Annotated in this window: 24 protein-coding genes and 2 pseudogenes; 8 read left to right on the top strand and 18 right to left on the bottom strand. The window is 67.9% G+C overall.

Annotated features, from left to right (window positions below):
• The first annotated feature begins 65 nt into the window (after positions 1-65).
• The gene (locus NC4_RS11280) at positions 66-944 is read left to right on the top strand and encodes a RecB family exonuclease (RefSeq protein WP_084528898.1); all 879 of its coding nucleotides are present in this window, start codon (positions 66-68) and stop codon (positions 942-944) included.
• 3 nt (positions 945-947) lie between these two features.
• On the opposite strand, the gene NC4_RS11275 is transcribed toward NC4_RS11280, so the two are convergent.
• The 8 genes and pseudogenes from NC4_RS11275 to NC4_RS11245 all read right to left on the bottom strand — a co-directional run bounded on the left by NC4_RS11275 (position 948) and on the right by NC4_RS11245 (position 8259).
• On the bottom strand, positions 948-2444 hold the full coding sequence (locus NC4_RS11275; protein ID WP_067536243.1) for a helix-turn-helix domain-containing protein: 1497 nt from the start codon (positions 2442-2444) through the stop codon (positions 948-950).
• Positions 2445-2670: 226 nt separating this feature from the next.
• On the bottom strand, positions 2671-3522 hold the full coding sequence (hisG, locus tag NC4_RS11270) for an ATP phosphoribosyltransferase (RefSeq protein ID WP_067536240.1): 852 nt from the start codon (positions 3520-3522) through the stop codon (positions 2671-2673).
• A 108-nt stretch (positions 3523-3630) separates the two neighbouring features.
• Positions 3631-3894, bottom strand: a complete 264-nt coding sequence (locus NC4_RS11265) for a phosphoribosyl-ATP diphosphatase (protein WP_029923562.1) — start codon at positions 3892-3894, stop codon at positions 3631-3633.
• Between the two features lie 207 nt (positions 3895-4101).
• The gene (locus NC4_RS11260) at positions 4102-4629 is read right to left on the bottom strand and encodes a TerD family protein (RefSeq protein ID WP_245721627.1); all 528 of its coding nucleotides are present in this window, start codon (positions 4627-4629) and stop codon (positions 4102-4104) included.
• A 118-nt stretch (positions 4630-4747) separates the two neighbouring features.
• Positions 4748-5734: a choline/carnitine O-acyltransferase gene (locus tag NC4_RS43895; protein ID WP_281186278.1), complete on the bottom strand. Its 987-nt coding sequence runs from the start codon at positions 5732-5734 to the stop codon at positions 4748-4750.
• 110 nt (positions 5735-5844) lie between these two features.
• Positions 5845-6507: pseudogene (locus tag NC4_RS43890) on the bottom strand (choline/carnitine O-acyltransferase); the annotation flags it as partial.
• 171 nt (positions 6508-6678) lie between these two features.
• Positions 6679-7353: a class I SAM-dependent methyltransferase gene (locus tag NC4_RS11250; protein WP_245721626.1), complete on the bottom strand. Its 675-nt coding sequence runs from the start codon at positions 7351-7353 to the stop codon at positions 6679-6681.
• A 12-nt stretch (positions 7354-7365) separates the two neighbouring features.
• The gene (locus tag NC4_RS11245; protein WP_245721625.1) at positions 7366-8259 is read right to left on the bottom strand and encodes a HalD/BesD family halogenase; all 894 of its coding nucleotides are present in this window, start codon (positions 8257-8259) and stop codon (positions 7366-7368) included.
• A 202-nt stretch (positions 8260-8461) separates the two neighbouring features.
• On the opposite strand from NC4_RS11245, the gene NC4_RS11240 reads away from it, so the two are divergent.
• Complete coding sequence (locus tag NC4_RS11240) at positions 8462-9847, top strand: NAD(P)/FAD-dependent oxidoreductase (protein ID WP_218021027.1); 1386 nt, start codon at positions 8462-8464, stop codon at positions 9845-9847.
• 453 nt (positions 9848-10300) lie between these two features.
• On the opposite strand, the gene NC4_RS45085 is transcribed toward NC4_RS11240, so the two are convergent.
• Positions 10301-10870 carry a hypothetical protein gene (locus NC4_RS45085; RefSeq protein WP_067536227.1) on the bottom strand — a complete coding sequence of 190 codons (570 nt, stop codon included), beginning with the start codon at positions 10868-10870 and terminating at the stop codon, positions 10301-10303.
• A 214-nt stretch (positions 10871-11084) separates the two neighbouring features.
• Here NC4_RS45085 and NC4_RS42420 point away from each other — a divergent pair.
• Both NC4_RS42420 and NC4_RS42415 read left to right on the top strand, forming a co-directional pair.
• Positions 11085-11504: pseudogene (locus tag NC4_RS42420) on the top strand (TerD family protein); the annotation flags it as partial.
• 179 nt (positions 11505-11683) lie between these two features.
• Positions 11684-12235, top strand: a complete 552-nt coding sequence (locus tag NC4_RS42415; protein WP_245721650.1) for a hypothetical protein — start codon at positions 11684-11686, stop codon at positions 12233-12235.
• Here the strand turns inward: NC4_RS42415 and NC4_RS11220 are convergent.
• Positions 12222-12611, bottom strand: coding sequence for an MmcQ/YjbR family DNA-binding protein (locus NC4_RS11220; RefSeq protein WP_067536224.1), 390 nt, complete (start codon positions 12609-12611; stop codon positions 12222-12224). The two genes, NC4_RS42415 and NC4_RS11220, sit on opposite strands and share 14 nt — an antisense overlap.
• A gap of 101 nt (positions 12612-12712) precedes the next feature.
• On the opposite strand from NC4_RS11220, the gene NC4_RS11215 reads away from it, so the two are divergent.
• On the top strand, positions 12713-13225 hold the full coding sequence (locus NC4_RS11215; RefSeq protein WP_067536221.1) for a mycothiol transferase: 513 nt from the start codon (positions 12713-12715) through the stop codon (positions 13223-13225).
• Positions 13226-13288: 63 nt separating this feature from the next.
• Here NC4_RS11215 and NC4_RS11210 read toward each other — a convergent pair whose 3' ends face one another.
• Genes NC4_RS11210 through NC4_RS11200 form a run of 3 tightly spaced genes read right to left on the bottom strand, consistent with a single transcriptional unit; the run spans position 13289 to position 16112 of the window.
• Complete coding sequence (locus NC4_RS11210) at positions 13289-14002, bottom strand: alpha/beta fold hydrolase (protein ID WP_067536218.1); 714 nt, start codon at positions 14000-14002, stop codon at positions 13289-13291.
• Between the two features lie 30 nt (positions 14003-14032).
• Positions 14033-14998 (bottom strand): alpha/beta hydrolase, encoded by a 966-nt coding sequence (locus tag NC4_RS11205; RefSeq protein WP_067536215.1) that lies wholly within the window; start codon positions 14996-14998, stop codon positions 14033-14035.
• A gap of 1 nt (position 14999) precedes the next feature.
• Complete coding sequence (locus tag NC4_RS11200) at positions 15000-16112, bottom strand: GlxA family transcriptional regulator (RefSeq protein WP_084528894.1); 1113 nt, start codon at positions 16110-16112, stop codon at positions 15000-15002.
• 74 nt (positions 16113-16186) lie between these two features.
• On the opposite strand from NC4_RS11200, the gene NC4_RS11195 reads away from it, so the two are divergent.
• Positions 16187-16807: a TetR/AcrR family transcriptional regulator gene (locus NC4_RS11195; protein ID WP_084528939.1), complete on the top strand. Its 621-nt coding sequence runs from the start codon at positions 16187-16189 to the stop codon at positions 16805-16807.
• Here the strand turns inward: NC4_RS11195 and NC4_RS11190 are convergent.
• The 5 genes from NC4_RS11190 to metH form a co-directional block, all read right to left on the bottom strand.
• Positions 16797-16988 (bottom strand): hypothetical protein, encoded by a 192-nt coding sequence (locus NC4_RS11190; RefSeq protein WP_067536213.1) that lies wholly within the window; start codon positions 16986-16988, stop codon positions 16797-16799. The genes NC4_RS11195 and NC4_RS11190 overlap by 11 nt on opposite strands.
• An 80-nt stretch (positions 16989-17068) precedes the next feature.
• Positions 17069-18031 carry an alpha/beta hydrolase gene (locus NC4_RS11185; RefSeq protein ID WP_157554561.1) on the bottom strand — a complete coding sequence of 321 codons (963 nt, stop codon included), beginning with the start codon at positions 18029-18031 and terminating at the stop codon, positions 17069-17071.
• A gap of 194 nt (positions 18032-18225) precedes the next feature.
• A complete protein-coding gene (locus NC4_RS11180; protein WP_281186273.1) occupies positions 18226-18900 on the bottom strand; it encodes an HAD family hydrolase in 675 nt (224 codons plus the stop codon).
• A gap of 130 nt (positions 18901-19030) precedes the next feature.
• Complete coding sequence (locus tag NC4_RS11175; RefSeq protein ID WP_067536208.1) at positions 19031-20698, bottom strand: serine/threonine-protein kinase; 1668 nt, start codon at positions 20696-20698, stop codon at positions 19031-19033.
• A gap of 78 nt (positions 20699-20776) precedes the next feature.
• The gene (gene metH / locus NC4_RS11170) at positions 20777-24355 is read right to left on the bottom strand and encodes a methionine synthase (protein WP_067536205.1); all 3579 of its coding nucleotides are present in this window, start codon (positions 24353-24355) and stop codon (positions 20777-20779) included.
• Positions 24356-24471: 116 nt separating this feature from the next.
• On the opposite strand from metH, the gene NC4_RS11165 reads away from it, so the two are divergent.
• Positions 24472-25365, top strand: coding sequence for a PAC2 family protein (locus tag NC4_RS11165; protein ID WP_067536202.1), 894 nt, complete (start codon positions 24472-24474; stop codon positions 25363-25365).
• Between the two features lie 58 nt (positions 25366-25423).
• A partial coding sequence (locus NC4_RS11160) for an AMP-binding protein (protein ID WP_157554559.1) occupies positions 25424-26064 on the top strand: 641 nt, incomplete at its 3' end.

The following is a 26064-nucleotide window of genomic DNA, read 5'->3' as shown; positions in this document are numbered from 1 at the left end:
CGCTGCGAAATTGCTGCTTCGATGTGTTTCACACCTTGTCGGTGCCGGCGTCTAGCCTGCCAGGTATGTCGGTTCCCGCTATCACTACCCCGGACGACGCGGGCGCCGTCGGCCCGCCCGAGCCCGAGCGGCGGCGTCGGCTGGCGTTGTCTCCTTCGCGGGCAATCGATTTCAAGCAGTGCCCGTTGAAGTATCGGCTGCGGGCCATCGACAAGATCCCGGAACCGCCCTCGCGCATGGCGGTGCGCGGCACGATGGTGCATGCGGTGCTGGAGGCCCTGTTCGGGCTGCCCGCGGGTGAGCGGGATCTCGAGCATGCGGCGACCTTGATCGAGCCCGCCTGGGCGCGGCTGCTCGAGGAGCGGCCGGAGATCGCCGACCTGGTGTCCGGCGCGGATCTGGAGACCTTCCTCGGCGAGGTGCGCGAGTTCGTCGGCGTGTACTTCGGTCTGGAGGATCCGACCGGATTCGAGCCGGAGTCCCTGGAAGCCCTCATCGAAACCGAATCGCCCGACGGCGTGCCGCTGCGCGGTTTCGTCGACCGCATCGACCGCACGCCCAGCGGTGAAGTGCGCATCGTCGACTACAAGACCGGCCGCGCGCCCACCCCCGCCTACGAGACGCGCGCCCTGTTCCAGCTGAAGTTCTACGCGCTGGTCCTGCTGCGCACCCTCGGCGCGGCCCCGGCCCAACTGCGGCTCATGTACCTGGCCGACGCCCAGATCCTCACCTATGAGCCCGACGCCGACGAACTGCTGCGCTTCGAGCGCATCGTCACCGCACTGTGGGAAGCCATCACGACCGCCGTCGAGACCAAGAACTTCCCGCCGAGCCGCAGCTGGATGTGCGAGTACTGCCAGTACAAGGCGCTGTGCCCCGAATTCGGCGGCACCCCACCGCCTTTCCCCGAGCAGCTGCCCGTTCTGGACCCCACCGAGCCCTGACCGCTAGATGCCCGGGTCGTCCAGGATGCGCAGAGCCGTGTGCAGGTCGGCGCGGTCGTCGAGGCGGGTGAGGTCGCGGCCGGTGAGTTTCTCGATGCGCTCGATCCGGTAGCGGACCGTATTCACGTGCAGGTGCAGGGCTTCCGCGGTGAGCGTCCAGGAGCCGTTGTGGCGCAGGAAGGTCGTCAGGGTGGTGCGCAGTTCCGCGCGCGCGGCCTCGGGCTCGCGTAGTGCGCCCAGCACCCGCTCGGCGAAACCCGCGCGCACCGGATGCGGCACTCCGGCCAGGAGTTCGGTGAGGTTGGTGAGGTCCGCGGTGGTGGTGACCGGGCGGGCCAGGTGCGCACCGGCCCGGCAGGCGTGCCCGGCGCGCACGAGGCTCTCGCTCAGTTCGGACGCGCTGGCGCCCGGTGTGCCGACACCGATGTGCAGCTCCCGTTCCGGATCCGCCGATCGGATGAGTTCGTGGCGGGCCTGCAAGCGCGCCAGCAGATTCGCCTGCTCGCGCACGACCGCGACCGCCTGCCCGCCGTAGGTCCCGGCCACCACCGGCGCATCGGTGAGGGGCGCGAGCAGCTCCCGCAGCGCGGCGACCGCGGCGGCGGGACGGTGCGGTGCGGTCATGGCCGTGACCACCCGATGCGGTCCCGGCCCGAGCGAGCGCAATACCGCTGTGCAGGAGGGGTTTTCGATATCACCGGCTTCCAGGTGCGGCAGCAGGTCGAGGGCCGCGCGCTGTTGTCGGTCGTGCTCCTCTGCGGCCGAATCCCGGTAGTACCGCAGCATTTCCGCGACCTCGCGCAGGAGCCGCGGCGGCGCCTGCGGTCCCGGCAGCCGCAGATACCACCCGTCGTAGGCCGAATCCGGGGATCCCACCGGATGATTCGCGCGATCACCCTGGAGCAGGCTGCGGACAGTGGTCTCCGGATCCTGGACCAGCGCCGTCGCGGATCGGGCAATGGTGCGGCCGCTCGCGGTGACCAGCGCGCACGGCAGCCCGCCCAGATGCACGGAGATACGGTCCAGCACCGCGCCGGGGGTGGCGCGGTCGCGAATCAGCCGTTCCAGCCCGCGCCGCACATGATCGGGCAGGGACGAGCGCGGCGATGCCGTCAGTTTTCCCCAGCGTCGCAGGTAGATCTCGTCGGTAATGCTGCGGAAGGTCGTTGCCGCGGGCACGGCGGCCAGCACGATCCCGTGGTCCCGGCAGGAATTCACGATCTCCTCGGGCAGCCCGCGGTGCCGCGCCGTCCCGGCCAGCAGGGCCACGGCCCCGGCCTGCCGCAGCGCCCCCGTGAACCGGTCGGCGCGCTGCCTGCCGCCGCGCTGGGTCCACCAGACCAGCCCGCTCAGCACCACTTCGCCCGGCTGCACATAGTCGGCCGGGTCCAGCAGATCGGTAGCGGTCACCCCGCCGATCTCCTGACGCAGCAGCGCCGGTTCACCCCACACCAGATCGAGCCCGAGGGTTTCCAGCCGAACCAGGTCGTCCACCTGCATGATGCACCTCTCCCGTTGCGGTTCCCCAGTGACAGCCCTTTCCGCATCGTAAGCCGGGGCAATGATCGAGGGCATTGTGTGATCAGCCGAGAAACCTTGCGGGACTGGAGGATTCTCCAGAGCAAACACCGATGCCCCTAGGGCGCGACGCCATAGAAACGCGAAGAGCGGCCCGGCGTGTGAACACCGGGCCGCTCTCGGCGGAATCATGGGATGGTCAGCGGATTCAGAAGGCCCGGCAGGACCGGATATCGGTGGCCAGGATGGCCTTCGCGCCGATATCGGCGAGCTGATCCATGAGCTCGTTGCCGTTCTTGCGCGGGACCAGGGCGCGCACGGCGACCCAATCCGGATCCGTGAGCGGGGAGACCGTCGGCGACTCCAGGCCCGGGGTGATCCGGACCGCGGCGTCGAGGAGCTCCTTGGGGCAGTCGTAGTCGAGCATCAGGTACTGCTGGGCGAAGACCACGCCCTGGATACGGGCCACCAGCTGATTGCGCGCCTTGTCCTTCTGATCCGCGCCTGCGGCCTCGATGAGCACGCCCTCGGAATCGCAGAGGCTCTCGCCGAAGGCCACCAGATTGTGCTGGCGCAGGGTGCGGCCGGAGCCGACCACATCGGCGATGGCATCGGCCACGCCGAGCTGGATGGAGATCTCCACCGCACCGTCGAGGCGGATGACCTCGGCCTGGATGCCGCGCTGCTGGAGATCGGCGAGGACCAGATTCGGGTACGAGGTGGCGATGCGCTTGTCGTAGAGATCCTCGACCTTCCAGTCGCGGCCCGCAGGGGCGGCGTAGCGGAAGGAGGAGCGGCCGAAGCCCAGCGCCAGGCGCTCCTGCACGGGCGCGCCGGAGTCGAGGGCCAGATCGCGGCCGGTAATGCCGAGATCCAGTTCGCCGGAGCCGACGTAGATGGCAATGTCCTTGGGGCGCAAGAAGTAGAACTCGACCTGGTTGGCCGGGTCGAGCACGCTCAGCTCGCGGGAGTCGGTGCGCTTGCGGTAGCCCGCCTCGGAGAGGATGGCGACGGCGGATTCGGAGAGCGCGCCCTTATTGGGGACGGCGACGCGAAGCATAGGGGGTCCTTTCGGGACGGGTCGGAGGACGATCGGTCGGTGGTCGCGAGGGATTCGGTCGCACCACGCTGGCCGCACTGTCGGCGCGGTGGCCGAAGAACCGGCGCGTCACAGATGTCGGTAAACGTCCTCGAGCCGCAGTCCGCGGCCCACCATCAGAACCTGCACCCAATACAAGAGCTGGGAGATTTCCTCCGCGAGGGATTCGTCGCTTTCGTGCTCGGCGGCGAGCCACACCTCACCGGCCTCCTCGAGCACCTTCTTGCCCTGCGCATGCACACCGGCGTCCAGGGCGGCGACGGTGCCGGAACCTTCCGGACGATTGACGGCACGATCCTGCAGCTCGGCGAACAGGGCTTCGAAAGATTTCACGGTGAGACATTCTCGCACACGGTGCCTATTTGCCTCCGCTTCGCTCCGGCTGTTCGCGGCCCTCGAAGCCCCGGTCTTCCCTCCTCCGCTCCTCCGCTTCGCTCCCCCGCTCCGTCAGTCCAGACCGGGGCGGGCCGCGAACCTGAACGGTTTGATCCACCCGGGTTGCCCCGGGTTCCCTATGGCTGGAACACTCCAGCCTGACTGCTATGCCATGGCGAAGCGGAGAAGGGCCTGCATATCGCCCTGTTTGATCTTGCCCTTGCGGTCGAGGACCTCGAGCTGCCAGTTCGGTCCGGAGCGGAAGGCGCGGGCGATGGCATTGGCATTGTCGGCGCCGAGCAGGGACGGCCAGATGTCGGCGACCTGCTGGGTGCTGCCGCCGGTGGCGTCGTAGATCTTGAAGGAGATGTTGTTGGCCTTCTCGAAGCTCGAGCCCTTCTTGAAGGCGGCGGCGACGAAGATGACCGCGTCGATGGCCTGCGGCACATTGGCGAAGGTCACGTGCACGGTCTCGTCATCGCCGGAGGCGGCGCCGGTCTGCTCGTCGCCGGTGTGCACCACCGAACTATTGCCGAGGGGATCGAGCGAGTCGAGTCCGGCGAAGCGCACGGGTTCGGCGCCCTGCATGAGGATGGCGACCAGATCCAGGTCGACGCCCTTCTTGCGGCGGGCGAGGCCGAGCACCCCACCGCTCGCACCGGAGGACGGGTCCCAGCTGACGCCCACACTCATCTTGGTGATCCCACCGAGATCCGCTGCGCCATCTTCTTTCCGAAGCGTAATCACGGTTGCCAGACTACCGGCGTTTGCGGATCGCGGTGGGGTGCACAGCTTTAACGAATGGTTTCGATCACACTGCCAGCAGTTCCGCCAGTTCGGCCACCGCGCCGCGCAGCTGCGCGGCGAAGCTGTGCATTTGCTCGGCAACCGATTTCGGGGTGGCGAGGTAGAGGTTCCACCGGTCGGGCAGGAGGACGTAGGCGACGCCGATGCATCGCTGACTGGTCGAGCCGAAACCGAAGTAGGAGATGTTCACCGAGGGGGCGGAACTGGTGCTCAGATAGTCGTCGCGGGCGATCTGCCAGCCGGGGCTGTCGTAGAAGGCCATCGGGCCCTCGGCATGCAGTTGCGCGCCGCGGCGGCGCTGAATGAGTTGCAGTTCCCACAAATGCTGTTCGGGCGCTTCGCCGCGCTGGCACTCCTGGGCGCGCTGCACATGCGCGGCGGCGGCCGCCTGCACCGCGGCGCGTTTGCGGTCGTCGTCGGCGTCCGGATCGGCCATGGTGGCGACGAAGTCCAGGATCTCCGGGGTCACCACGCGCATGGCCTCGGTGCGGCCGTTGCGGAATTGGCGGGTGGCGATGGATTCGTAGGTCGCGCCGGTCAGCCCCTTGCTGCGCTTGTGGGCGAGCTGATAGCTGAGCTGAGCGAAGGCATCCGGTGAGATGCCCAGCTTCTTGATGCGGCCGGTGCCGAAATCGAAAGAGACACAGCTGGTGGCGTTCTCGGCCGCGTACTGGGCGAAGGACGCCGCGGCCGAGGCGACCACGGATTTCTGCTCGGCGTCGAGGGTGAATTCGATGGGCTCGGTGGCGGGCAGACCCTGCGGCTGCGCGCCGGATTGCGCCGCGTGCTCGGTGACCGGGGATTCCAGCAGCGCGTCCACGAAGGACAGGATGGTGGCGCCGTCCAGTCCGCAGTGTTCGACATTGATGCCCGCGCCGCCGTCGGCGAAGACGATGAACGAGACGGCCTTGTCGAACCAGCGGTTGCCGCTGTCGCCGTGCAGGAGTTGATCGCAGGCGTGCAGGGTGTCGCGGGGTGCGAAGTCCTCCAGGCAGATACAGAACAGCGCGGTCTCGACGGTGTCGAGGGCGGCGCATTGGCGGTGCGCAGGTCGGCGTAGACCGGGGCCCAGTCCACGCGGGCCAGGGTGGTGAGGTGCCCGGGCGCGGAGTTGGTGGCGGCGCGTCTGGCACCGGCCTTCATGACCGCGCGCAAGCCGTCGGTGAGGTCCTCGTGGGTGTGCGGGACGCCGTTCGGCCCGATGGCGTCCATGCGGAACATATTGCCGCGGTAGAAGACGACAATGTGCCGCGCCTGCGACGGCCCGGGCGACTCGGCGCTGTAGGGCACGCGGACGCTGTCCTGCGGGTCGCCCGGAATGCGGGTCTCGGAGAACAGGAACTTGTTCTGCGCCATGTTCAGTCGCTGACCGCGCTGCATGACCGGCGGAATCTCTTCCTTGTCCAGCCGCAGCTTGTAGTTCACCGCCGCGGTCGCGATGGCCGCGGCGCGCTCGGCCTGGTCGGCGCTCGTGGAGGCCGCCAGCACGGTGTCGTCGCGGAACAGGAAGAAGAAGTTGGCGTTCAACGCGATTCGATCACGCCGCCCCGGATAGCGCGACGGCCAGAACTCGTCGAGCCAGCTGCCCACGCCGGGCTCGGCGTCGAAGCGCTGCAGATCGGCGTGCAGGGTGCGCGCCGGGCTGTCGGGGCGCAGCAGATCCGCGACGGTCGCCGCGGTCGCGGCGTACTCGGCGTCGGTCAACAGCGGTGCGCACCAGTGCAGGAAACGCGTGCAGCTCTCCTCCAGGGTGGGCAGCGGCACCCGCGGCAGCTGCTCGTCGTGGGCGAAGGTCCGTTCGCTCAAGGGTGGTCCTCGTGGTCAGTGGATAGATTCGGCCGGGACAGATAGAGCTGGGCGTAGAGCCAGCCGTCGGATTCGAGTCCGGCGGGGTCGATACCGCCCGCTTCCAGGGTTTGCAGGACCTGGGCCTGTTCATCGGGAGAGGCGAAGCGGCGCTGCCGGAATGCGCCGGGAGCGCGTTCGGTACGGTAGCCGAGAACGGCCAGGCGCGCGGCAATGGAACATGCGCAGCACGAAATGCGCCATCCACGGCAGTTTTCCGCCGTGCGCCCGCGCCACTCGCAGCAGGGTGCGGTCGGTGATGTAGCCGACGCAGCCGGTGGAGACGACCAGATCGGCGGTGGCCAGCACCCGGCGCTGCGATTCGGTGGGGTCGGCGGTCTCCAGATCGGCGTGCACGGTGGCGTGCAGGAAGCCCGCGCCGCGGGCGTAGTCCAGGGCGGGGGCGTCCATGCCGATGAAGCGGACGCCGGGCAGGCGGTCGCGGCCCGCCAGCAGGGTGCGGTCGTGATCGACGAGATCGCCTGTGCCGCAATCGCGGTAGTGCTCGGCGAGTTCGGCCATGGTCATGTCCAGGCGCAGCAGGGCCGCGTTCACGCCGTAGGAGCAGCCGAGGTCCAGGACGGTGGGCGCGGCAATGCCGCTGGCGGCGCGGTGGTCGGCGATGAGCTTTTCGAAGTGCGGTTTGGCCAGCTCCGGAATCCGGTAGTCGAGTTCGGACATGCGCGCGTAGTACTCGCGCGGGTCGGGCCGATCGTAGATGTCGTCGAATGACGCTTTTCCGCCGCTGTGCAAGGAAACCGGCACGCTGGTCCTCTTTCAGTCGAGCAGACGGTCGCCGCGCACACCGCTCGCGGCGAGGTGGTCGGGCAGGACCCGGCCGAACAGTTGGCGGGTGCGCTCGGCGGTGCCGACCACGCCGGGGGTATCGCTGTAGGCGAAGATGGCCGAGTGGCGTTGTACCGCGCCGTCGACGGGGGCGACGCGGTGCAGGGAGAAACGGCCCTGGAACAGTTGCAGATCGCCGGGGCGTAGCTTGAGGCGGCGGATCAGCGGCTCACCGGCGCCGGTCAGGACCGCGCGCACATCCGCGAGATTCTCGGCGGTGCGGGAGCGGATATTCGGGCAGTACTCGAAGACCCCGCCGGATTCGGGTTCCTGGGTGAGCATGCTGACGGTGAACTCGTTGGTATCGAAATGCCAGGGGTGGGACATGCCGGGGGCGACCACATTCAAGCACAGCCCGGCCAGGGGGTCGGTGTATTCGTGCAGGTCGTCGAGGCCGAAGCAGTCGGCGACGAAACGCTGGAAGCGCGGGTCGGTGTAGAGGCGGTGGATGAGTGCCGCGCGGGGGATCAAATCCCTTGCCACGAAGGCGTTTCCGCGGTTCAGGACAATGCGGGCCGGATGGTCGGCGGGCAGGTCGGCGTCGAGGGGGATGTTATAGGCATTGACCTGTTCGACCGTGTAATAGGCGTGCGGCGCGAGGGTCACCCCTTCGGTGCGCAGGGTGGCGATGTCGTCGGCGCGAATGAAGCCGCGCAGGACGCAACAGCCGTCGGCGGCCAGTTCCGCGCGCGCCGCGGCGACGGCCGCCGCCCACGGTTCGCTCCCGGGGGCGTGCAGCGGATAGCGCGCGGTGTCCACGCCGGGCACCGGAGTGCTCGCGCCCCCGGTATCGCACGCGTTTGCCCGACCCCCTGTCGTAACCATGCCGACCATTCTGGCCATAAATTCCGGCGACACGCCCGGGATGATGCGCGATTGTGGATACTCACTTCTCCTGTGTGCCAAGAGATTTGATGTGACACAATGGGCGCGCGCAGTCTTGCGTCGCGAGCGCCGAACCGCTTGGCTTGAACCGGGCATATACCCCAAGATGCCGACTGCTCCGCGATAGCTCAGGATGCTCTACATGTCGTTCGTCAATGGTTCGGTGTCGTATTGGTTCCGGGAGACGGGCACGGTCGAACCCGGTGCGCCGCTGTCCGGGCACGCCCAAGCCGATGTGTGCATTGTCGGAGCCGGATACACCGGACTGTGGACGGCCTACTACCTGAAGCGGGCGCAACCGGATCTGCGGATCGTGATCCTGGAGCAGGAATTCGCGGGGTACGGGGCGTCCGGGCGCAATGGCGGCTGGGTTGTCGGGGAAATAGCGGGCTCGGCGCAGGCGTATGCGCGCACGCACGGCCGGGATGCGGCGGTGCGGTTGCAGCGGGCCATGTTCGACACCGTCGACGAGATCGTGCGTGTCGCGGGCGCGGAGGGGATCGACGCCGATCTGGTGAAGAGCGGGCAACTCACCGTCGCGCGCAATGCGGCACAGCAGCGGCGGCTGGGCGAAGCGATCGACCGTGCGCGCGCGTGGGGCTGGGGCGAGGCGGATCTGCGGGAGGTCGAACCCGAGGAGCGGATCCACATCGCGGGGACCACCGGCGCCTTGTTCACACCGCACTGCGCACGCTTGCAACCCGCGAAACTCGTACGCGGACTGGCGGATACGGTGCGCGCACTGGGCGTGCCCATTTACGAGAACACCACCGTGGACAGCATCCGCCCGCGCACGGCCTTCCACTCCGCGGCCGCCGTCACCGCCCGCGGCACCGTCACCGCCGACTACGTGCTGCGCGCCACCGAGGGTTTCACCGCCGCCTTCCCGGCCCACCATCGCGACTGGCTGCCCATGAACAGTTCCATGGTGGTCACCGAGCCCCTCCCCGATCACGTCTGGCGCGAAATCGGCTGGGCCGGAGCCGAACTCCTCGGCGACTTCGCCCACTACTACATGTACGCCCAGCGCACCGCCGACGGCCGCATCGCCTTCGGCGGGCGCGGCAAACCGTATCGCTTCGGCAGCCGCATCGACTCCGACGGCCGCACCCCGCGGTGGACCGTCGACGTCCTGCGGTCCATGCTCGCCGACTTCTTCCCCGCCACCGCCGAAATCCCCCTGGCCCACGCCTGGTCCGGCGTGCTGGCCGTGCCGCGCGACTGGTGCTCGACCGCCGTGGTCGACCACACCGGCGGCCTCGGCTACGCGGGCGGCTACACCGGTCACGGCGTGGCCGCCGCCAATCTCGCCGGTCGCACCCTGCGCGATCTGCTGTTGCGCCGCGACACCGAGCTCACCGCCCTCCCCTGGGTCGACCGGCACGTCCGCCGCTGGGAGCCCGAACCCCTGCGCTGGCTGGGCGTCCGCCTCATGTACTCCCTCTACCGCGCCGCCGACCACCGCGACGCCACCCTCGGCCGCACTTCGCGGATCGCCCGCCTGGCCGATTCGGTCTCCGGCCGCTGACCCGCCGCCACACCTGCAAGCACACTCGAAAACCGTGTCACTTTCGTTGTCCCCCAGGGCGGTTCATCCCGTTTCCAAGCCTCGTCGGTCCGGGTACACCGGTATGGAGAGGACAGCACCATGGATTCGAACCGCTCTTTCGACACCATTACCGGCGCCCTCGACCGCATCTCCGGCCCCGGCCGCCGCGGCGCCGCCTGGACCACCTACTTCTGCCCCGTCCACGAAGCCGACGGCCGCCGCCACCACCCCTCCCTGGGCGTCGTCTACAACCACCACCGCCACCGCACCGTCGTCAAATGCTTCGCGGGCTGCCCCGACGAAGCGGTCCTGCACCGCCTCGGCCTGACCATCCGCGACCTCTTCGACCACCCTCAGGTCCCGACGCTCCCCCGGCATCCCCGTCCCGCCCCGGAACCGACCCTGGCCGACCAGGCGATCCTCGCCGCCGGTCTATCCCTCGAGGTGCACAAACCGGACCTCGGCCACCGCATGGGCCGCCCCCGCCGCGTAGCCGTCTACACCTACCACTGGCCCGACGGCCGCCCCGCAGGCCGCGTAATCCGCGTCCATACCCCCCACCGCCACGGCCGCAAGAAATCCTTCTGGCAAGAACACCCCACCCCCTCCGGCTGGCGCCCCGGCGGCTTCCCCCACCTCCCCTACCGCCTCCCCCAACTCCGGTCCGCCCTCCACTCCCGCCACACCATCTACATCTGCGAAGGCGAAGCCGACGTCCACACCGCCACCCACGCCGGTCTCCCCGCCACCTGCAACGCAGGCGGCGCCCAATCCTGGCACCCCCACCACGCCACCTGGCTCGAAGGCGCACCCCGCGTCATCGTCATCGCCGACCGAGACGCCCCCGGCTACCGCCACGCCGCCCGAGTAGCCGATTCCCTCCACTCCCTCGTCCCCGACCTCCGCATCCTCCAACCCCGCGACGGCAAAGACCTCACCGACCACTGCAACGCGGGCCACCTCATCTCCGACCTCGACCCGGTCCCGATCCTCGACGCCCACTACCGCTCCCCCGTCGGCAGCTATCCGAACTCGCCACGCCGATCGAAACGGACAGCCTGTAACGCGCGTCCGCATCGACCCGAAACGCACTGCAGCACTGTGCATATGCAGTGGGGGTCAGCATGCGGAGGGCTGCACCCGGTCCGCGTGCGAATGCGCGAACCGTCGAAGGGTGAATGCCGTGACATCTCCGATCCTGTCCAAAGGCCAGACCATGCCCCTGCCGGACGATCTGGACCGTGTCGATGTGGTGATCGGCTGGACGGAAACGGAGATCGAGGTCGACGCCGAGGCGCTCCTGCTGGGCGCCGATCGGAAGGTTCGCAGCGACGGCGATCTCGTCTTCTACAACCAGCCGGAGTCCTCCGATGGTTCGGTGCGATTCCTGGGCACGAGCGCGATCGAAGAGGGGGCGCAGGCCCGGATCTCGATCGAGCTGGCCGCGGTTCCAGCGGACGTCCACATGATCGCGCTCGCGGGCAGCGTGCTCACCGGGACGTTCGGGCAGCTCGGCAAGATCGCGATGCGCGTCGTCGACGGCGCCGGGCACTCGCTGGCGGAATATCTGACAGCCGACGCCACGACCGAATCGGCATTCGTGTTCGGCGAGGTGTACCGCCGCAACGGCGTGTGGAAGATCCGGGCCGTGGGGCAGGTCTGGGATTCCGGATTGGCGGGAATGGCAACGGATTTCGGCGTCGAGGTCGACGGCGATGCCGATACCGAATCGACCGATCGGCCGGAACCGGTCACCCCGGCGATCGCGGCCGAGCCCGTCGATGCGCCGACGCCCGCCGCCGTGGAGGTCAGCACGTGCTCCCTCGTCGCCATCACACCGACCGAGAGGCTCGCAATGCCGCTGTTGCCGAGCAGCTCGCGGGTGACGGAGCATTCGAGGCCACCCTGCACATCCCCGACACCGCGGGCGATCTCATTGTTGTCGCCGATGTGCGAACGAACGAGATCCGCTGCCGCATCACGCTCGAAGCGCCGAACGAGGGAACTTCGGGGCGCCGACTGTCCTGGCTGCTCAAGCAGCTCCCCGAGGCGCCGGGCGAATTGCAGATCGGAGTGGCGTTCTCCGAGAAGGGAAATGAGACGTGTGAACTCCTCGCCGCGGTGCGCGCGGACTCGAAGGTCCTGACCGAGGGCCGAACCGGATCGATCGTCTCGTTCACCCTGGAGCAAGCCTTCCCCATGGGCAGTCGCAGATCCGGCACCGCCACCAGCTTCATCACCAGCGTGACGGAGGCGACCGACGCGTTCTACGGATCCGTTGTCCAGCCATTGCGCGGCTGGGTCCCGGCCGCCCCGAAGCAACCCGAACCGTCAGCCGACGACGCCGCACTCGTCACCGGCGCGTGATCCGGTCGGATCCGGAGCGATTCGCGTCCAATTCCGCGATCAGCGTCTTGGGCGCGACGGTTCGGTAGGCGTCTTCGATGATTTCGGCGATCTCCGACCAGTCGACGGGGACGTCGAGGTAGATGCCGAGCCAGCCGCGGTGGCCTACGTAGGGTGGGCGGAAGTAGTGGTCGGGGGCTTCGGTGACCAGTTCTTCCTGGACGCCGGGTGGGGCGGCGCACCAGAGGGCTACTCGGGTGTCGTGGTGGTGGTCGGCGTACATGACGAAGGTCTTCTTGCCTCGGATGAACCAGGTGGGTTCGCCGTGGCTGAGGCGTTCGGTCACCTCGGGGAGTGCGGTGCAGAGGGTGCGGACGGACTCCACGGGGGTGGGCATGATCGGAGGGTAGCCGGGCGGGGTGGGTGGGGCTTGGAGGAATGGGAACGGGGGCGGGTGTTGGTGGAATAGCGGGCGGGGAAAGGTGATTGCATCGGGGTATGACCAGTGCTGAGTTGTTGATCGATGCGTTCGGGCGGGTGCGGGAGAACGTTCACGGGGCGGTTGCGGGGCTCGGTGCGGTGGAGTTGGGGACGCGGGTGGAGCCGGGGGCCAATTCGATTGCCTGGTTGATCTGGCATTTGAGTCGGGTGCAGGACGATCATGTGGCGGAGGTGGCCGGGGTCGAGCAGGTGTGGACGGCGCAGGGATGGGCCAAGCGGTTCGAGTTGCCGTTCGAGGAGTCGGCTACCGGGTATGCGCAGAGCGATTCGGACGTGGATCATTTGGCCGCAGTCCCGGTGGAGCTACTGCTCGGGTACTTCGATGCCGTGCACGAACAGACCGTTGAATACGTGGCGGGTCTGGTGGACGCGGATCTGCCGCGGATCGTGGATACGCGGTGGGATCCGCCTGTCACACTCGGGGTTCGGCTGATCAGCGTGGTCGACGACGGTATTCAGCATTCTGGGCAGGCGGCGTTCATCCGCGGAGTCCTGCTGCGGCGACGGTAGGGCCCGCCTTCCGGGGGCCGCGCGGATTCGGTGACGGAACCGCGCGGCCACGATCGGGACGAACTACTTCGAGGCCGCCAGGGCGATGAAGTCGGCGACCGCGTCCGGTTCGGAGACCGAGACGGCGTGCGAGGCGGTGATTTCGACGGTGTGCGCATTGGCGCGGGTCACCATGAAGCGCTGCGCTTCGACGGGGATGTTCTTGTCATCGGTGGTGAGCAGGGCGTAGGCGGGGATGGTGCGCCAGGCCGTGGCAGCGGCGCCCTCTTGGAGAGCGGGCAGGGCTACCGGGCGCTGCGTCGCGGCCATGGCGGCGGCGGTGTCGGCGGGGACGTCGGCGGCGAACTGCTGGTGGAAGAGTTCTTGGCGGATATACAGTTCCGTGCCGGGCTCGGCTCCGGGGACCGGGTAGGCGGCGGGGCGGGTGGTGGGACCCAGGGTGGAACCGGGGAACTGGTCGGTCAACTGGAGCGCGCTCTCCCCGATGTCGGGGATGAAGGCGGCGATGTAGACCAGGGCGGTGACATCGGTGCGAGCGTCGGCGGCGACGGTGATGACGCTACCGCCATAGGAGTGGCCGACCAGCACGCTGGGACCTTCGACGCTGTCCAGGACCGAGGCCACATACGCGGCGTCGGAGTCCAAGCCGCGCAGCGGGTTCGCGGCGGCGAGGACGGAATAGCCGCGGGCGCGCAGATTTCCGATGACGCCGTTCCAGCTGGAGGAGTCGGCGAAGGCGCCGTGGACCAGGACGATGGTTGGTGATGCGGAGGTCATGAAGAATCCTTCGTGGTCGAAAGGAACGGATCAGGCCGGGTACAGCGCCGAGGGCAGCGTCGAGACCGCATGGGCGACAGCGGCTTTGGCGGAATTGTTGTCGTGCAGGGCATTGACCATCACGAAGTCGTGCACGATGCCCTGGTAGCGCACCTGCGCCACGGGCACGCCCGCCGCACGCAGCTTGGTCGCATACGCCTCGCCCTCGTCGCGCAGCACATCGGCCTCGGCGGTGATGACCAGCGCGGGCGGCAGTCCGGTCAGCTCGTCGGTGGTGGCGCGCAGCGGTGAAACCGTGATCAGCGCACGCTCTTCGGCGCTGGTGGTGTACTGATCCCAGAACCACTTCATGCCGTCGCGGCTCAGGAAGTAGCCCTCGGCGAACTGCTGGTAGCTGCCGGTGTAGAAGTTCGCGTCGGTCACCGGATAGAACAGCACCTGCTGCACGAAGGACACATCGCCGCGCTCCTTGGCCATGAGCGTCAAGGCGATCGCCATATTCCCGCCGACCGAATCACCCGCCACCGCAATGCGTGTGGCGTCGAGCCCCTGCTCCGCGCCGTGGGTGGTCACCCACTGCGCGACTCGGTAGGACTGCTCGTTGGCGACCGGGTAGCGCACCTCCGGCGACCGGTCGTACTCGGGAAACACGACGGCCGCGTGTACGCCGACCGCCAGATCCCGCACCAGCCGGTCGTGGGTGTGCGCGTCACCGAAAACCCAACCCGCGCCGTGGGTGTAGACGATCACCGGCAGCGCGCCGACCGCACCCTGCGGCTTGACGATACGAACGCGCACCGAACCGGTCGGCCCGCCGTCGACGGTGATCCACGTTTCGTCGATCTCCGGCTTGAAGATCGGTGCGTCCTGCACCCCGTCGACCGCCTTGCGTCCCTCCTCCGGCGCGAGCTGATACAGGAACGGCGGTTCCGATGTCGCGTCCACGAAAGCCTGCGCGGCAGGTTCGAGCGAGATTCCCAGCGGATTTCCGGTCATGTCATACCCTTTCTGCGACATTGCGAATGGCCTCCCGGCCGACTCCAGTCTCGACCGCGGCCCCGCCGCCCCGCCCCGCCTCAGCGGCCGGGAAAACCTCGGTGCAGGACACGGCCGCCTGCCACACGGGTTCCTCGACCGATCCGGTCGACCGAAATCGCTGCTGATACTTGCGCGGCGAAATCCCCAGCCGCGCAACGAATGCCCGCCGCAGCGCCTCACTGCTCCCGTAACCCGACGTCATGGCCGCCTCGGTCACGCCGCAGCCCGCGTGCAACATGTCCCGCGCCCGGCCGAATCGAATGAATGCCACATACTCCGCAGGCGATCGTTCCAATTCCGCCCGGAACAGCCGCGTCAGATGCCGCGCACTGACCCGCGCGTGCGCCGCCAGTGACTGCACCGTATGCGGATACGCCGGATCGGCGCAGATCAGATCCACCACCGGCTTCAGCAGCGGACTGCGCGGCACCGGTCCGGTCAGCGAGGCCGAGAACTGCGACTGCCCGCCCGACCGCTGCATGTACACCACCAGCAACTGCGCCACCAGCCGCGCCACATCCGCGCCGTGGTCCTCCTCCACCAGTGCCAGCGCCAGATCGACGCCCGCCGCCACCCCGGCCGAGCTGTAGAGGTTTCCGTCCCGCACGAAGATCGCATCCGATTCCACCGTGGTCTCCGGAAATCCGCGCGCCAGGTCGGCGGCGACCTTCCAATGCGTCGTGACCCGCCGTCCGTCCAACAGGCCGAGCTGCGCCAGTACGAAAGCGCCGCTGCAGATCGCCGCCAGCCGCCGGGTATTCCAGGACAGGTGCCGTGCGGCTGCCAGCAACTCCGGTGTCACGAACCGCGCGGGCGGCAATTCACTGCCAGGAATCAGCACGGTGTCGAACCGGCCCGCATCCGCCGCCCGGCCCGCGACCTCCACCCGGGCGCCGATCGAGGTCTGCACACTCTTGCCGTCCCAGGAGAGCAGCACCACCTCGTAGTCCGACACCCGCTGATTGGCTTCCACGAACACCTCCGCGGGACCGACGAAATCAAGCGCCTTGACGCCGTCGAAAACGAGGATTCCCACGCGCCGTCGCGGCGCAGCCGAAGAATTGGGGGACATGCCAACCAGTATTCTGGAGGCACGCCTCCAGAACAAGCGCTGTGGCCGAACTCGCAGGTTGGTACGGTATGCGCATGGCACGGCCGCGGCGGTTCGACGAATCGGGACTTCTCGATGTCGCGACGGAAATGTTCTGGTCCAAGGGTTTCGACAACACCTCGGTCGAGGATGTCTCGCAGGCCAGCGGCGTCGGCAATGGCAGCATCTATGCCGCCTACGGCAATAAGCGCGGACTGTTCCTGGCGGCCTTCGAGCGCTATTGCGACCGCCGCGCACGCTTCGTGCGCGATACGGCGCTGGCCGCGCCCGGCTCCGCGCGCTCGGCCGTGCGCACGCTCTTCCAGGCGGTGATCGATGATTGCGCGGCCCAGCCCGGCCGCCGCGGCTGCCTCATGATCAATAGCATTGCCGAGCTGAGCGCCCGCATCCCCGAGGTCGCCATCCTGGCCAATCGCTGCACCGGGGCCATGGAATACGGTGTGGCCGAACGACTGCGCCCCGCCGCGCGGGACGCCGACGTCGACGAATCCACGCTCGCCGCGCTCAGCGCCAATATCGTGGTCGTGGCCCAGGGCCTGATCCAGCTGAGCCGTCTCGATATTCCGGCGCAACGGCTCCGGGACATCGCCGAGGTTTCCTGCGCCGCACTCCCGGCCGACTGGGCCGATCGCGTCGTGGAACCGGTCAGTCCGTGATGGCGTCCATGCCCGCGGCCGCGTCGAGGCCGAGCATGCGCAGGAGGAAGTCGCAGTCGGCGGCATCGAGGGAGTGACCCGCGACCGTGCGGGCGGCCAGGGCGTTCTGCCTGGCGCAGGCGGCTTTTTCCGCCGCGCGGGCCTCTTCGAATTCGCTGTACTCGTGCATCAAGCCGGTCATGAAATGGCCCTTCCGTTGCCGTCACCCTACGGGGTGGGGACGACAACGGGGGGATTCGGGAGGAAATCGGCCACGCCGGGTCAGCCGAAGTGGGCGAGCAGGTCGTCGGTCATGGCCTGGGTGTGGTCTCGCCAGTACGGCCAGGAGTGGATGCCGGGGCTCCAGAAGTCGTAGGCGACATTGGTGTAGCCGATCGCGGTCAGCTTCTCTTGGAACAGCCTGGTGTTGGCGTCGGCGGTGGCCTCCAGCGCGCCGCCGAAGATGATGTCGCCGGTGGCCGGTCGGTCCGCGGGGCCGAGTTCACCGGTGCAGGAGCCGAGGTACAGGCGCGTATTGGCGGCGACGTAGGAGTCCACCATCTCGTAGGGGTCGTTGCGCCGCCACAGGGCATTCCAGGGTGGGCCCCACATGCAGTCGATATTGAGCGAACCCTTCCACGCCACGGCGAGGCGCATGGCCTCCGGCAGGAAAATACTGGAGATGTGCGGGAATCCGGACAGCGATGCGGCGTAGGAGAATTGGCGCGGATGGTGTGCGGCGAGGTTCAAGGCCGCGAGGCCGCCCATGGAGACTCCGACGACGGCATTGCCGACCGGGCTCAGGCCGAAGCGCTGCTGCAGCGCGTTGGGCAGGTCACGGGTAAGGACCGTCTCCCATCGGTAGGGCCGCTCCTGCACGGCGGACTGGGTGTCCGCGGACAGCGATTGCGCGCCCTCGGCCGAACCGGCCTCCGGCAGGAACTGGGAGAAGCAGCCCAGGCCGGGACTGCTCGGCGCCTTCCAATCGGTGAAGAAACTGGTCCGGCCGTTCTGCGGCACAACGACATTCACATTCGCGCTGGTGAGTATGCGCACCAGATCGGTGTCGGTATCCCAGCCCAGGCCATTGTCGATGGACTCCATACCGTGCAGCGCGTACACCACCCGTCCGGTGCTGCCGTCCGCGGCCAGGTAGACCCGGCTGGTGACCGGTCCCATCTCGGACTCGATCACCACATCGATCGGGCGCGCCTGCGCCCGCGCCGGAACCGCCGCGCTGGTCACCGCCACACGCCGACCAGCGCCATGCTGGCGACCAGCACAGCCGCCCGTCCTCGGATACGCCACCGGCCTCCGCCGAGCATCAGCTGACTTCCCTTCTCCACCTGCGGAGTTCACACCCGATTGGCTGCCGAGCGTAACACCGAGGACGCGTCATCCTTTGGGAGAAACTCCGCCCGAGGTCCGAATGTTCCCGATCAGGACGCGTGGCGTTCCCGCAGCAGCGTGTGCAGTTCACGAGGGGTCAGCCCCACCAGCGATTCCCGGAACACACGACCGGGCGCGGCCGGGACCGGAATCTCGCACGGGACGACCAGCAGCGCGCACCCGGCGGCCTGCGCGGCCACCGCACCTGTCGGCGAATCCTCAATGGCCACAGCATTTTCCGGTCGGACGCCGAGCAGTTCGGCGGCACGCAGATAGACGGCGGGATCGGGTTTGCCGTGCTCGACCTCGTCACCGCAGACCGAGGCGTCGAAGAATTCGCGCCCCAGCGTATCGAGCCCGTATTCGGTGAGGGACCGTTTCGTATTAGTGACCAGCGCCATGGGAATTCCGGCCTCGCGCACCGCCGCCAGCGCGTCCTTCGCACCCGGCCGCCACGGAATCGGGCCGTGGAACAGCTCGGTCACCCGGTTCTCGAGCCACGCCCCCGCCTCGGCCAGCGCCTCCGCCGTGGGATCGATCCCGAGCCCGTCGAACATGATCCGCAGCGCATTCGGCCCCGACGCGCCGATCAGCGCGTGCCGGATGGCATCGCTCATGGGCCGCCCGAGTTCGACGGCGAGTTCGCGAACCGCTATGTCCCAGATCTTCTCCGAGTCGAGCAGTGTCCCGTCCATATCCCACAACACCGCTTGCAAGCGCGTCACCGGGCCACGGCTCCCTTCCACATCCGTGCCGCGCACGCGGCCGACCGATCCAGGGTATCGGTCCGGCGGACGCGATGATCATGCGCGAAGGGCGCCCGGATGACTCCGAGCGCCCTTCCATGTCCTCCGGCTACAGCCCGGACGCGGTGATGAGCAGCCGCCCGGTGGACGAATCCACCTGGATCCAGCGGCTTTCGCTGGAGACCTGGCCGTTCTTCAGCGTGTAGGTCAGGTTCACGACCGCCCGGTTGTCACCGGTCTGTGTGACGCTGCCGACGCTCACCGAGGAGATACTGCTCCAGAACTGCGAGTAGGAATTGAACCCGCCGGTCGACGCCTGATACGACGGCGACAGCATGCTCCACGCGCCGTTCACATTGCCCGGCAGCATGCCGTAGTAGCCCTGAATGAACGAGGCCACCGAGGCGGGCGGCGGTGTCGTGGTTGGCGGAGCGGTGGTCGTCGTGGTGGTGGTCGTGGTCGACGGCGCCGCGCTCGTGGTGGTGGTCGGCGCCTGGGTGGGCGGGTTGGTCTTGGTGGGCTGGCCGCCGTCCATGGGCGGAATCGCCTGCGGCGACGTGCCATCGGCACCGGTGTCCACCGGCGGCGCGACGGCGCTGGTCCCCGTGGCGACCGGCGGGTTGTCCCCGCCCCCGCCGCCCCGGTTCACGGCCGTGGCGATGACGGCCGCCAGCAGCAGCGCACCCACGATGCCCACCGCCACCAGCGCCAGCTGACGCGGATTGCGTTCCAACCCAACGGTATTCGTGGTGAACGGCACCATCGGCGTGGGCCGCCCGGGCGTGGTCGCCCGCGCATCGGGCCGCCCGCTGTTCGGCGGAATGTGCACCGTCGGATCGGTGGCATTGTTCGGCCCCGCGCCGCGCCCGCTCGGCAGCACCGTGGTGGCCGACGAACTGTCCACCGCCGCTTCGGCATTCACCGGCAGGATCTTGGTCGGCTGATGCGGTGCGAGCACCCGCCCGTCCGCCACCGCCTCGAGCCGCTCGGCCGCCTGCACCATGGTGGGCCGGTCCCCCGCCTCGGCGGCCAGCAGCTCCTTCAGCACCGGCCCCAGCGCCCCCGCGTGCCGGGGTTCGGGCACCTGCGCCCGCGCCACGGAATGCAGTACGGCCAAGGGATTGTCGCCCTCACCGAACGGCGGCATGCCCTCCACCGCCGCGTACAGCGTGGACCCCAGCGCGAAGACGTCCGACGGCGATTCCGGGTTCTCCCCGCGCGCCACCTCCGGCGACAGATACGCCGGTGTGCCCGCCAGGAATCCGGTCGAGGTGACGGTCACATCGCCCACCGCCCGCGAAATGCCGAAATCGGTGATCTTCACCGTCCCGTCATCGGCCACAAGGATATTGGCGGGCTTCACATCCCGGTGCACGATCCCGGCCTTGTGCGCCGCGGCCAGCGCCGCCGCCACCTTGGCCCCGATCCGCGCCACCTGTGCGGGATCGAGATGCCCCTTCTCCCGCATGAGCGCCGCCAGGCTCACGGCGTCAACGAATTCCATGACCAGCCACGGCTGGCCGTCCTCCTCCGCCACATCGAAGACGGTGACGGCATTGGGATGATGCAGCCGGGCCGCGATGCGCCCCTCCCGCATCGCGCGCAGCTTGGCCGCGATGGCCGCCGACCGCGACAGCCCGGGTGCGAGCAGCAACTGTTTCACCGCGACCGTGCGCCGCAGTCGAACATCGGTCGCGCGCCACACGACCCCCATCGCCCCCGTGCCGATCGGATCCGTGAGTCGGTACCGCCCCGCAATCAGCCGGTCTGAAGTCATGTGGTTGTGCCCCTCCTGCTGGCTTACGCCGAGCCACCCTGCAGCTCTGCGCGAAAGCCCGGAAACCTCGTGAAAATCTTAAGCGTTGAAGTACTTTACTTCCGGATGCAAGAGTACGAACGCATCCGTGGACTGCTCCGGATGCAGCTGCAGCTCCTCCGACAGAACGACTCCGATCCGACCCGCCTCCAGCAGGTCAACAAGTTTCGCGCGATCCTCGAGGTCGGGGCAGGCGCCGTAACCGAAGGAGTACCGAGCGCCACGGTAGCCCAGTTTGAAGTAATCCAGCACATCGGCCGGATCGTCGTCGGCGACCGAATGCCCTTCCAGCACAAGCTCTTCGCGGATCCGGCGATGCCAGAACTCGGCCAGCGCCTCGGTGAGCTGGACGCCGATGCCGTGCACCTCGAGGTAGTCGCGGTAATTGTTCTCCGCGAACAGCACATTGGCGAAATCGGCAATGGGCTGGCCCATGGTGACCAGTTGGAATGGCAGCACATCCACCTGACCGGTTTCGACTGCGCGTTCGCGAGAGCGAATGAAATCGGCGATGCACAGGAACCGATCGCGCTGCTGGCGCGGGAAAGTGAACCGATAGCGCTCTGCCGCATCGGGTTTCGGCTCGGTGAGAACAATCACATCGTCGCCCTCGGAGACCGCCGGGAAGTAGCCGTACACCACCGCGGCATGCTGGAGCACACCCTCGGCAATGAGCCGGTCCAACCAGTATCGCAGGCGCGGACGCCCTTCGGTCTCGACAAGCTCCTCATAGCTGGGCCCCTCGCCGCCGCGCTGGCCGCGCAGACCCCACTGACCCAGGAACAGGGCGCGCTCGTCCAGCAGCCCGGAGTACTCGGTGACCGACAGACCCTTCACGATGCGGGTGCCCCAGAACGGCGGCACCGGCACCGGCAGCTCCGCGGCCACATCCGAGCGCGCGGGCACCTCGACGGGCACCTCCTTGGCGCGCCGCTCCTCGGCGATCCGCTTGGAGCGCTCATGCCTGGCCTTACGTTCGGCGGCCTTCTCGCGTTCGGCCACGGCCTCGGGAGAATTCGGATCGATACCGCCGCCGCGCTTGACGGTCATGAGCTCGTCCATGAGCCGCAGACCCTCGAAGGCGTCGCGGGCATAGCGCACATCGCCCTCGTAGACCTCGGTGAGATCCTGCTCCACATAGGCGCGGGTCAGCGCCGCACCGCCGAGGAGGACGGGGAACTGCTCGGCGACGCCGCGCGTGTTCATCTCCTCGAGGTTCTCCTTCATGACCACGGTGGACTTCACCAGCAGCCCGGACATGCCGATGACATCGGCCTTCTTGTCCACCGCGGCATCCAGGATGGCCGAAATCGGTTGCTTGATACCGAGATTCACGACCTCGTAGCCATTATTGGACAGAATGATGTCCACCAGGTTCTTGCCGATATCGTGCACGTCGCCCTTGACGGTGGCCAGCACGATGCGGCCCTTGCCGGAGTCGTCGGTGGATTCCATATGCGGTTCCAGATGCGCCACGGCGGTCTTCATGACCTCCGCGGACTGCAGCACGAAGGGCAGCTGCATCTGACCCGAGCCGAACAGCTCACCGACAGTCTTCATACCGGACAGCAGCGTTTCATTGATGATCCGAAGGGGCGGAACCTCTTTCATGGCTTCATCGAGGTCCACATCGAGGCCGTTACGGTCACCGTCGACAATGCGGCGCTCCAGGCGCTCGAACATCGGCAGCGCGGCCAGCTCCTCGGCGCGCGAGGCCTTGGACGAGGCCGCGGACACGCCTTCGAACAGCGACATGAGCTTCTGCAGCGGGTCGTAGTCCTCGGTGCGCCGGTCGTAGACCAGATCCAGGGCGGTGTCGCGATGCTCCTCCGGAATCCGGCTCATGGGCAGGATCTTGGAGGCGTGCACGATGGCCGAATCAAGCCCGGCCTCCACGCACTCGTTCATGAACACCGAGTTCAGCACCTGCCGCGCGGCGGCGTTCAGGCCGAAGGAGATATTCGAAAGACCCAGTGTCGTCTGCACATTCGGATGACGGCGCTTGAGTTCCCGGATGGTCTCGATGGTTTCGATGCCGTCCTTGCGCGACTCCTCCTGGCCGGTGCCCAGGGTGAAGGTCAGCGTGTCGACAATGATGTCGGACTCGTCGAGCCCGAAATTGCCGGTGATATCGGCGATCAGCCGCTCGGCGATCTCGACCTTCTTCTCGGCCGTGCGCGCCTGCCCCTCCTCGTCGATGGTCAAAGCCACCACGGCCGCACCGTGTTCGGCCACCAGGCGCATGGTCTGCTGATACCGCGAGTCCGGCCCGTCGCCGTCCTCGAAGTTCACCGAGTTGATGGCGCAGCGCCCGCCGAGATGCTCCAGACCGGCTTGCAGCACCGGGGTTTCGGTGGAGTCGAGCATGATGGGCAGCGTGGACGCTGTCGCCAGCCGCGAGGCCAGCGCCTCCATATCGCGCACGCCGTCGCGGCCGACGTAGTCGACGCAGAGATCGAGCATGTGCGCACCGTCGCGGATCTGATCCTTGGCGATATCCAGGCACTTCTGCCAATCCTCGGCCAGCATGGCGTCACGGAAAGCCTTGGAGCCATTGGCATTCGTGCGCTCGCCGATCATGAGGATGGAGGCGTCCTGCTCGAACGGCACGGCGGAGTAGATGGAGGAGACGCTCGGCTCGTGCACCGGCGCGCGCTTGGCCGGTTCCACCTCGCGTACCGCCTCGGTGACCTGCCGGATGTGCTCGGGCGTGGTGCCGCAGCAACCGCCGACCAGGGCCAGCCCGAACTCGGAGACGAACTGCCGCATGGCGATCGCCAATTCCTCGGGCGTGAGCGGGTATTCCGCGCCCTTGGCCCCGAGAATGGGCAGACCGGCATTCGGCATGACCGAGACCGGCAGCTGCGCGTGCTTGGACAGATGGCGCAGATGCTCGCTCATCTCGTCCGGACCGGTCGCGCAGTTCAGGCCGATCATGTCGATGCCGAGCTTTTCGAGGGCGGTGAGCGCCGCGCCGATCTCGGACCCGACCAGCATGGTGCCGGTGGTCTCCATGGTCACGTGGGTGATGATCGGAATCCGGCGGCCCGCGCGCGCCATGGCCCGGTGGCTGCCGGTGACCGCGGCCTTCACCTGCAGCAGATCCTGGCAGGTCTCGATGAGTATGGCGTCCGCGCCGCCGTCGAGCATGCCCAGCGCCGCCTCGGCGTAGGCGTCGCGCAGTGTGGCGTACGGCGCATGGCCCAGGGTCGGCAGTTTGGTGCCGGGTCCCATGGAGCCCAGGACGTAGCGGGGCGTCCCATCTGCCGAGAGACCCATCTCATCGGCGACCTCGCGGGCCAGCCGGGTGCCGCGCTCGGAGAGATCGCGAATCCGGTCCGCGATGTCGTAGTCGGCCAGGTTGGGCAGATTGCACCCGAAGGTATTCGTCTCGACCGCGTCCGCACCCGCCTCGAAGTACGCGCGGTGAATGCTCCGCAGCACGTCAGGACGGGTTTCATTGAGGATCTCATTACAGCCCTCGAGCCCCAGGAAATCGTCCAGCGTCAGATCCGCGGCCTGGAGCATGGTGCCCATCGCGCCATCGCCGATAACGACACGCCGCTTGAGCGTGTCGAGAAGAGTGGTGTCGAACTCGGCGTGGGAGGGCACAGACATGTACTCAAGAGTAAAGGGAAGCGCGGACAATCCCGGCTTCGGTGTCGCGCGGCGGCCACCGACCCCTATTGCGCGTCGGTGGTACATAGGTGAACAGCACACCGTAGGCTTACCGGGTGAACGCCAGTGAACCCCCGGTGCCACCCGAATCGGCCCTTCCCACATTGCGGGATCCGATACTCGTTGCCGCCTTCGAAGGCTGGAACGACGCCGCCGATGCCGCCAGTGGAGCGGTCGAGCATCTGGAGCTGATCTGGGACGCGCAGCCGCTGGCGGAACTCGATTCCGAGGACTACTACGACTATCAGGTGAACCGGCCCACCGTCCGTCAGGTGGACGGAGTGACGCGCGAGATCCACTGGCCTTCGACCATGCTGTCGGTGTGCTCGCCGCCCGGCAGCGATCGCGATGTGGTGCTGCTGCGCGGTGTGGAACCGAATATGCGGTGGCGCAGCTTCTGCAATGACCTGCTGGAGTTCCTGGAGCAACTGGATGTGACGACGGTGGTCATCCTCGGCGCGCTGCTGGCCGATACCCCGCATACGCGTCCCGTTCCGGTCACCGGCACCGCATACAGCAAGGAAGCCGCCGAACGCTTCAACCTGGAGCAGACCCGCTACGAGGGACCGACCGGTATCACCGGCGTCCTCCAGGACGCCTGCGTGCGCGCGGGTGTGCCCGCCATCTCTTTCTGGGCCGCGGTCCCGCACTACGTCTCGCAGCCGCCCAACCCGAAGGCGGTCATCGCGCTCCTGCACCGCGTCGAGGACGTCCTCGATGTCGAGGTGCCCCTCGGCGGTCTGCCCGAGCAGGCCGAGGAGTGGGAGTCCGCGGTCAATGAGATGACCACCGGCGACGAGGAGATCGCCGAGTACGTGCGCTCCCTCGAGGAGCGCGGCGATGCCGAGGTGGATCTCAACGAGGCCATGGCCAAGATCGACGGCGATGCCATCGCCGCGGAATTCGAGAAGTACCTCCGCCGCCGCGGTCGCGGCGGATTCGGGTTGTAGCCGACCCGTCCGCCCATTGTGATCGGGCGCGAAAGCAGCAGAAGTTAGCATTACCTCAATGGTTTCGCCCCGGATTGCCGCGCATCTGAACACCTTCGGCGACCGGACGGCGGTCGTCGGCGATGAGCCCGGCGCCCTCACCTACGCGCAGCTCGCGGCTCTAGTCACCCGTTTCGCGGAACAGCTTCGGCCCGAACGGATTCCCGAGCCCGACCCATCGAGCGAATCCGCGGCATCCAACCCGGCACGGCGACTGGTCGCCCTCGCGGTCCGCAACGACCTCGGATCCCTGGTGGCATACCTCGACGCGCTGGAAGCCGGATGCGTCGTGCTGCTCACCGCCACAGTCACGACCGAACTGGTGGCCACCTACGACCCGGATATCGTCATCGAACCGGAAACCGGCAGCGCCGTCGAACCGGGGAGCCGCGGCGGACTCGAGCTGGGAACCAGCGATGTCGTCGAGTCGGGAACCGGCGGCGGACTTCTCCGGATGTGGCGGCGGGCTGGTGCGGCGCATGCGCTGCATCCGGAACTGGCTCTGTTGTTGAGCACTTCGGGCTCGACCGGGTCGCCGAAGGTGGTGCGGCTGTCGTATGCGAACTTGCTGGCCAATGCTCGGGCCATTGCCGAATATCTGCGACTCGGTGAAAACGAGTGCGCGGCCACCACGCTTCCCTTCTATTACTGCTATGGGTT

Origin of the sequence: Nocardia crassostreae, from assembly GCF_001613405.1 — a bacterium.
GTDB classification, from domain to species: Bacteria; Actinomycetota; Actinomycetes; order Mycobacteriales; family Mycobacteriaceae; genus Nocardia; species Nocardia crassostreae.
Note: the sequence above shows the minus strand (reverse complement) of the source record. Positions and strands in the feature narration are given on the sequence as shown.